This window comes from Isoptericola sp. NPDC060185, from assembly GCF_042728595.1.
Classification (GTDB): Bacteria; Actinomycetota; Actinomycetes; order Actinomycetales; family Cellulomonadaceae; genus Isoptericola.
The window spans coordinates 62899-70761 of the sequence record NZ_JBHWYY010000016.1 but is presented as its reverse complement, the minus strand read 5'-3'; the positions used below and the strand labels follow the sequence as shown (position 1 = coordinate 70761).

General features: G+C 76.7%; 6 protein-coding genes and 1 pseudogene. 3 read left to right on the top strand and 4 right to left on the bottom strand.

The window, feature by feature from the left end; all coding sequences use genetic code 11:
• From ACFWDO_RS08435 to mraZ, 4 genes and pseudogenes are all read right to left on the bottom strand, one after another.
• A pseudogene (locus tag ACFWDO_RS08435) lies at window positions 1-211 on the bottom strand (hypothetical protein); the annotation flags it as partial.
• 158 nt (window positions 212-369) lie between these two features.
• The gene (locus ACFWDO_RS08430; protein WP_380319530.1) at window positions 370-822 is read right to left on the bottom strand and encodes a hypothetical protein; all 453 of its coding nucleotides are present in this window, start codon (window positions 820-822) and stop codon (window positions 370-372) included.
• Complete coding sequence (gene rsmH, locus ACFWDO_RS08425) at window positions 819-1883, bottom strand: 16S rRNA (cytosine(1402)-N(4))-methyltransferase RsmH (RefSeq protein WP_380319533.1); 1065 nt, start codon at window positions 1881-1883, stop codon at window positions 819-821. Before rsmH ends, ACFWDO_RS08430 begins: the two co-directional genes overlap by 4 nt.
• 236 nt (window positions 1884-2119) lie before the next feature.
• On the bottom strand, window positions 2120-2554 hold the full coding sequence (gene mraZ / locus ACFWDO_RS08420) for a division/cell wall cluster transcriptional repressor MraZ (RefSeq protein ID WP_079576362.1): 435 nt from the start codon (window positions 2552-2554) through the stop codon (window positions 2120-2122).
• Between the two features lie 423 nt (window positions 2555-2977).
• Between mraZ and ACFWDO_RS08415 the strand changes: the two genes are divergently transcribed.
• From ACFWDO_RS08415 to ACFWDO_RS08405, 3 genes are read left to right on the top strand one after another with little or no spacing between them, the layout of a single operon-like run.
• Complete coding sequence (locus tag ACFWDO_RS08415; RefSeq protein ID WP_380319536.1) at window positions 2978-4084, top strand: AAA family ATPase; 1107 nt, start codon at window positions 2978-2980, stop codon at window positions 4082-4084.
• Window positions 4085-4094: 10 nt separating this feature from the next.
• Window positions 4095-5519, top strand: a complete 1425-nt coding sequence (locus ACFWDO_RS08410; protein WP_380319539.1) for a DUF58 domain-containing protein — start codon at window positions 4095-4097, stop codon at window positions 5517-5519.
• On the top strand, window positions 5516-7756 hold the full coding sequence (locus tag ACFWDO_RS08405) for a transglutaminaseTgpA domain-containing protein (protein ID WP_380319542.1): 2241 nt from the start codon (window positions 5516-5518) through the stop codon (window positions 7754-7756). Before ACFWDO_RS08410 ends, ACFWDO_RS08405 begins: the two co-directional genes overlap by 4 nt.
• The last annotated feature ends 107 nt before the right edge of the window (window positions 7757-7863 follow it).

The following is a 7863-nucleotide window of genomic DNA, read 5'->3' as shown; positions in this document are numbered from 1 at the left end:
GGACGGCGCCCGAGCCCGTGCGCCGCGCGGTCGTGGTCCGGCCGCCGACGCCGCCCCGCGGCGTCGCGGGGTTCGTGTTACGCACCGTGCCCCGCCCGGAGGCCGGCCGGGCCGCGCCGCGCGCGCCCGACGCGGAGCCGGACGCGGCGCGCGGCGCGGAGCCGGACGAGGTGCGCGGCGCGGAGCCGGACGAGGTGCGGGAGGAGCTCACCCCCCGAGTCTGCGGGGCAGCCGCCCGCCCCGAGCGACCCTGGACCGGGCGTGTCGCACGCCCGGCCGCCGAGCCGCGCCCGTTCCCGCGCCCGTTCCCGCGCCCGTTCCCGGACCCGCTGCCGGCGCCCCGCGCCGACCCGGGCGCGCGTCGCTCGCTCACCGGTTCCCCGCGGTGCCCGCCTTCGCGTCGCCCTCGCCGATGCCGACGGTGGCGCGCTTCTCGATGCTGATCATCGTCGGGTCCTGCGCCGGGACCATGCCGAGGTCGGTGGCGCGCTTCGCGAGGGACGCCTCTGCGGCGCGCAGGTCCTCCTGCTTGCCCTGCACGTCCTGTGCGACCTGGCCGACCTGGGCCTGCAGCCGCGCCGCCTCGTAGGACCCGCGCGCCATCGACGTGTTCAGGAGCAGGGCCGCAAGCAGCGCCCCGGCGAGGATGAGCGCGCACAGCACGAGGAAGGGCACGCCCGACGTCGCCTGGAGCGGTGCCCGGACGGCGTCGAGCCGTCGCCCCCGGTCGGCGGCGCCGCCCGGCAGCGAGGTCAGCGGCGCGCGGCGGGGTGCCGCGGCGGGACGGGTCCCGGGGGTGGCGGGGGCACGCAGGGCGCTCATCGGCGGTCCTCCTTGGTGGGGCGCGCCGCGGTCGGGCGCTTGGTGGTCGGACGCCTGGTGGTCGCGGGCGTCGTGCGCAGGTGGTCGGGGGTGGGACGGACGCGGCGCGCCGCCCGCAGCCGCACCGAGGCGGCGCGCGGGTTGCGCTCGAGCTCGGCCTCGTCGGCCTCCTCGGCCCCCCGCGTCAGGGCCTCGAGGTACGGCTTGTGGGTCTCGGGCTCCACGGGGAGGCCCGCCGGTGCGCTCGACGTCGTGCCGCGCGCCAGGGCCCGCTTGACGATGCGGTCCTCCAGCGACTGGTAGGACTCGACGACGATCCGGCCGTTCGTGGCCAGCGCCTCGATCGCCGCGGGGACGGCGCGCTCCAGCACCTCGAGCTCGCCGTTCACCTCGATCCGCAGCGCCTGGAACGTGCGCTTCGACGGGTTGCCGCCCGTCTTGCGGGCGGCGGCCGGGATGGACGCGCGCACGAGGTCCGCGAGCTCGCCCGTCCGCTCCCACGGGCGCTCCTCGCGCCGTCGCACGATCGCCCGGGCGACGCGCGGCGCGAACCGCTCCTCGCCGTACTCCCGCAGCAGCCGGGCGATGGCGCGCTCGTCGTAGGAGTTGAGGACGTCGGCGGCCGTGATGCCGCGCGTCTGGTCCATCCGCATGTCGAGGGGCGCGTCCTGCGCGTAGGCGAAGCCGCGGTCGGCCTCGTCGAGCTGCAACGAGGACACCCCGAGGTCCATGAGGACGCCCTGCACGCCGTCGAGCCCGAGCTCCGCGACGACGTCGCCGATCTCGTCGTACACCGCGTGCACCGGGGTGAAGCGCTCCCCGAAGCGGGCCAGCCGCTCGGACGCCAGGCGCAGCGCCTGCGTGTCCCGGTCGATGCCCACGACCCGGGCCGTCGGGACCTGCTCCAGCACGGCCTCGGTGTGCCCGCCCATGCCCAGCGTGCAGTCGACCAGCACGCTGCCCGGCTCCACCAGCGCGGGCGCGAGGAGGTCCACGCACCGCTGGAGAAGCACGGGCAGGTGACGGTCGCCCGTCGCACGCGCATCGTCCGGTGTCGTCATCGGTGGCTCTCCTCTCGGTGCTCGTCGGTGCTCGTCGGTGCTCGTCAGTGCTCGTCGTCGGTCGTCCGCGTCGTCCGCGGTCGCCCTGTGATGCTCGGGCCCCGCCCGGCCAGGTCTCCCTCCGCGCCGTTCTGGCGCCGGGGAAGTGCGCCAGACCCTCGCGGGAGGAGGCCTCGTCGTGCGGGGCCCGGGTGACGCCCGTGGAGGCGCCGGTGCTGCTGTGCGGTTGTGGTCGGTCAGAACTGCAGGTCGGGGAAGATCTGCTCGGACGTCTCGGAGTACGACGACTCCTGCTCGGCCAGGTAGGTCTCCCAGGTGGTCCGGTCCCAGACCTCCACGCGGGTGCCGGCGCCGATCACGGCGACGTCCCGGTCGAGACCGGCGTACGTGCGCAGGGCGGCCGGGATGACGACCCGCCCCTGCTTGTCCGGCAGCTCGTCGCTCGCACCCGACAGGAACACGCGGAGGTAGTCGCGCGCCTGCCGGCTGGTCACGGGGGCCTGCCGCACCTGCTCGTACATGCGGCCGAACTCGTCCATGGGGAGGAGGAAGAGGCAGCGCTCCTGCCCCCTCGTCATGACGAGGCCGGGAGCGAGTCGGGCCCGGAACTTCGCGGGGAGGATCAGCCGGCCCTTCTCGTCGAGCTTGGGGGTGTAGGTGCCCAGCAGCAGCCCGGCCCCCGGAAACGTGTCCTCCAGACCTGCCACGGCTCGCACCTCCCCTCGCGCTCCCGCATCCTCCACGCTACTCCACTTTGCTCCACCAGGCGCGGCAAAGGATGGGCAGTTCTCCCCATCTCACCCGCTCCGCGCACAGTCCCCACACATCGCCCCAGGTCAGGGCGCCGGGGCCCGGTGCAGGCCCCGGTGGAGCGCGGTGGAGGGCGTGCGCCGACCCGGCCCCGGACGGTCTCCCAACCGGGCCCCGCACGAGGGCCCGCGGCCGGTCCGGTCGGCCCGCCCCCGCGCCGCCGCGGCCGGCCGGCGGGTCGTGGAGGAGGGTGGAGCGGGTGATCCGGGTGATCGACGTCACGCGGGGCCGTGATTCCACTAGGCTGCGAGGACCGTCACGAGCACGTGAACCGGAGGTCACCCGTGCACCCAGAACCCGTCTCCCCCACGCTCGCCGGCGCACGCACGGAGACGGAGGACACCTCGGGCCGCGCCCACGCGGACGGCGCCGACCCGGCCGCCCTGGCGCGCGACCTCGACGCGCTCGTCGCCGCGACGACGCGGGTGCGCGAGGCCGTCGACTCGGTCGTCTCCGGTCGCCCGGGCCTCGCCGAGATCACGGTCGCCGTCCTGATCGCCGAGGGTCACCTGTTGATCGAGGACGTCCCGGGAGTCGGCAAGACCACCCTCGCCAAGGCGCTGGCCCGCAGCATCGACTGCCGCGTGGGCCGCATCCAGTTCACCCCGGACCTGCTGCCGAGCGACCTCACGGGCGTCAACATCTTCCGCACGTCCACCCACGACTTCGAGTTCCGGCCCGGCCCGGTGTTCAACAACGTCGTCATCGGCGACGAGATCAACCGCGCCTCGCCCAAGACCCAGTCGGCGCTCCTCGAGTGCATGGAGGAGGGCCAGACCACGATCGACGGGACCACCCACACGCTCCCGCGGCCGTTCCTCGTCGTCGCCACCCAGAACCCGGTGGAGATGGAGGGCACGTACCCGCTGCCCGAGGCGCAGCGCGACCGCTTCATGGCCCGTCTCACCGTCGGCTACCCCGACACGGACGCCGAGCTGCAGATGCTCGACCGGCAGGAGTCCGCCGACCCGCTCGCCCACCTGTCCCCCGTCACCACGGGCGACGACATGGTGCGCTACGCCGAGGTCGTGCGGGCCGTGTACGCCGCCGCGCCCGTGAAGCAGTACGTGCTCGATCTCGTCGGCGCGACCCGCGGCCACGACGGCCTCCGCCTGGGCGCGTCCCCGCGCGCCTCGCTGCAGCTCCTGCGCGCGGCGAAGGCCGTCGCCGCCATGGCGGGCCGCACGCACGTGCTCCCGGACGACGTCCAGGGCCTGGCCGTCCCCGTCCTCGCGCACCGCCTCATCCTCAGCACCGAGTCGCGGCTCGGCGGCGTGACCCCCGAGCACGTCGTCGAGGAGATCGTCCGGCGCACGGACGTGCCCGGCGGGCGCACGGTGTCCGCGCTCCCGCCGGCCGGGTCGGTCGCGCGCCCCTCGCGCGGCCGGTAGGGCGCCGACCATGACCGGCGACGACGCCGCCCGGCCCGCACCGGGCCGCGCCGAGACCGGCGCGCCCGGCCCGACCCCGCCCGCCGCGGCAAGGGACGACGCGCACCCCGCGCTGCGGCGTCTCGCCCGCGTCCGCCCCACCCGCCGCGGCACGGCGCTGCTGGTCGCGGGCCTCGTGCTCGCGGCGCTCGGGGCGTTCCTCGAGCTGCCCGACGTCGTCGGGCTCGGCGCGGCCGCCGTGCTGGCCGTCCTGCTCGCCTGGGCGCTCATGGGGACGCAGCGCCTCGACGCCGGCCGCGGCGCGCTGGTCGTCACGCGCGAGCTCACGCCGAACCCGGTGGTGCGCGACCAGACCGCGTCCGTCCGCCTCGTCGTGGGCGCCCGGGCCCGCACCGGCGCCGCCTACGAGCGGCTCGCGCGGCTGAAGCTCTCGGAGCAGGCGGCGCACGAGCTCGCCGGGCCGCACGGCATCCGCGCCCGCGTCACGGCGCACGCGGACCGCATCACGGTCTCGTACGCGCTCACCCCCTCCCGGCGCGGGCGCTGGCCGCTCGGCCCGCTGCTCACCACCCGCACCGACGTCTTCGGCCTGGTCCGGACCACGCAGCCCCTCGGCGTCGCGACGAAGGTCGCCGTCTGGCCGCGCACCGTCGAGCTGCCCACCCGCACCCGGGTCCTCGGCGAGGTCGACCGCGCCGCCACCGGGGCACGCTTCGCCTCGACCGACGACTCCGTGCTGCGCGAGTACGTCTCCGGTGACGACCCCCGCCGCGTGCACTGGGCCGGGTCGGCCCGGCAGGGGCGCCTCATGGTCCGCGCGGACGAGAGCGCCGGCGTGCGGCCGGTGACCGTGCTGCTGGACCGGTCCCTGCTGCCGCCGCCCGTGGACCCGCGCACCGGGGTCTGGCCGTCGTCGCGCGGCGCCCGCACGCACGCGGACGGCGAGCGGGCCGTGGAGCTCGCCGCGTCGATCGCCGTGTCCTTCCTCGAGGCGGGGCACCCCGCCCGCCTGGTGCCCACCGGCACCGGCCCCGTGCCCGTGCCGTTCGCCGCGGGCGCGCGCACGGGCCGCGCGACGATCCTCGACCAGGCCGTCGACCTGCACGGCCACCGCGGCGCGGCCGACGCCGAGCGCGCCGTCCTGGAGACCGTCCGCTCCCTGCGTGCCAACCGCGCGCAGGACGAGGTCCTCGTCGCGGTCCTCGGCCCGCAGCCCGAGGCCGCCCTGCGGGAGATCGCCGAGCTCGGCGTCGAGGGCACCTGCTGGGCGCTCGTCGTCGCCCTCCCCGAGGCGCGCTCCCGCGAGGCCGCCGCGCTGACGGGCGCCGAGGCCGTCGTGGGCGACCTGCGCGCCGCGGGCTGGCGGGTCGCGACGTGCCCGCCCGGCACCCCACCGGACCGCGCCTGGGCGCTGCTCGCCGAGGGGATCGCATGATCCCCGCCCACGCGGGCCCGACCGCCCGCACCATCGCCTCCGGGGTGCTCGTCGCCGTCGCGGTCGCGGCGTCGATGCTCGCCCTCACCAGCGTCGTGGTCCCCGGCGGCTGGACGCGCGCCGGGCTGGTCGGCATCCTCCTCGTCAGCGCGACGACCGTCACCACGCGGGTGGTCCTCGAGCGCCGAGCACGCGCCCGCGGACGCCGCCCGCGCGAGACGGGGAGCGGGTGGCCCACCCTCCTCGGGGCCGTCGTCGCGGCCTGGTTCCTGGCCGCACGCTTCGGCGGTCCGACCGCCGACCCCACGTTCTTCGTCACCCCCGAGCACGTCTCGCGGGTGGTGGCCCGGCTCGGCGAGGCCGGCGAGATCGCCCGTACGGAGGTCGCGCCCGTCGCGGGCAGCGTGCCGATCGGCCTGCTCGCGGTGGGAGGCACCCTCCTCGTGCTCCTCCTCGCCGACGCGATCGCCGGTGCTCTGCGGCGGCCCGCCGGCGCGGGCCTGCCGCTCCTGGCCCTCTGGGCGCCTCCCCTCGTCCTGACCGGGCGGGTGCCGTGGGGCGTGTTCGTGGTGACCGTGACCGCCCTCCTGCTGCTCCTGACCATCGACGGCCCTCTCGCGGCGCGGTCCCGGCGCCAGGAACGCACCCCCGGCCCGGTGCGCCGCGCCGAGCGCTCCCGCGCCGTGGCCACGACGGCGGCCGCGACGGCACTCGCCGTGGTGGCGGGCCTCGTCGGCAGCGCGTCGGCCGCCCTCCCGGGCGGGCCCACCGGCTGGTACCGCGCCTTCACGACGACCGGCGACACGATCCGCCTCGCCGAGGACCTCGACATCCTGCGCAGCCTCACCGAGCGGTCGAGCTCCGTGGTGCTCACGTACGACACCGGGTCCGACGCCGACGTCGGCCCGCTGCGCAGCTACACCGCCACCGCCTTCGACGGGCGTCGCTGGCAGCGCGGGGAGGAGCGCGCCGGCCGCGACTTCGGCGCCGACGACGTCCTGTGGCCCGACGACCCGCCCTCCGGGAAGAGCACCGTCCGCTCGGTGGCCCTCGAGGTCGGCGAGCTGCGGGACGACAAGCTCCCCCTCACCATCGACCCCCGTGCGGTGGACGCCGGCGACGCGGGCGGGAGCTGGGGCTACGACCCGATCCGCGACGAGGTCGTGGGCGGGCTCACCGGTGCCGGCGACTCGTACACGCTCACCGTGCACGAGCGCGACCTGACCCCCGACCGGCTGCGGGACGCCCCCGCCGCCGACCTCGACCCGATCTACACCCAGGTGCCCGACACGGCCCACGCGGGCGACGTCGAGGAGGCGGCCCGCGACGTCGTCGACGACGCCGACACCGTGTACGACCAGGCCGTGGCCCTCCAGCGCTGGCTGCGCGACCCGACCCGGTTCACCTACTCGACCACCATCCCGCGCGGCGGCACCGGCGACCCCGTCTGGGACTTCCTGCAGAACCGCACGGGGTACTGCATCCAGTTCGCCACGACGATGGTGGTCATGGCCCGGTCCCTCGGGATCCCGGCGCGCATCGCCGTCGGTTACCTGCCCGGCGACCGCACCGGCGACACCACCTGGCAGATCACCGGGCAGGACTCGCACGCCTGGCCGGAGATCTACTTCCCCGGTTCGGGTTGGGTGCGGTTCGAGCCCACGCCGGCCCAGCAGACCGGGAGCGCGCCCGCGTACACGACGCCGCGCGTGCAGGGTCAGCCGGCGCCCGCGCCGACGTCCGGCGACCTCCGGGACCACCGGCCCACCAGCGACTCGACGGCGACGGACGAAGCCACACCCACGGCCTCCACGGCGGTGTCGGCGACGCCGATCGTCGACACCGGGCTCCCCGCCTGGGTGTGGATCACGGCCGGCTCCCTCATCGTCCTGCTCGCCGGCGGGCTGGTGCTCCTCCTGGCGCGTCGACGACGGGCCTCGCAGGACCTGGACCCGGAGCTGGCGTGGCAGCAGGTGCTCGGCGCCCTCGCGTCCGAGGGGGTCCGCCTCCCGCCGGACACGACGCTCCGCCGGGCGCCCGAGGTGATCTCCTCGGCGGTGACCACCCGGTCCGGCCGGTCCCTGACTCCCGAGGTGCTCGCGGACCTGACCGTGCTGGCCGGGGCGGCCGAGCAGAGCCGGTACGCGCGCGACCCCGACGCCCCCGCGCAGGACGAGCTGGAGCGCCTCACCGACGCCGTCACCGCCGGGCTCGGCGAGACGCTCGGCGCGCGCTGACGACCGCCGGGGACTGACGGGGACCGGAGACACGGGACACGAGGCCCGGAGATCGAGCACAGGCGCCCGCACACACGGGCCTGCACACACGGGCCTGAAGCCCACGG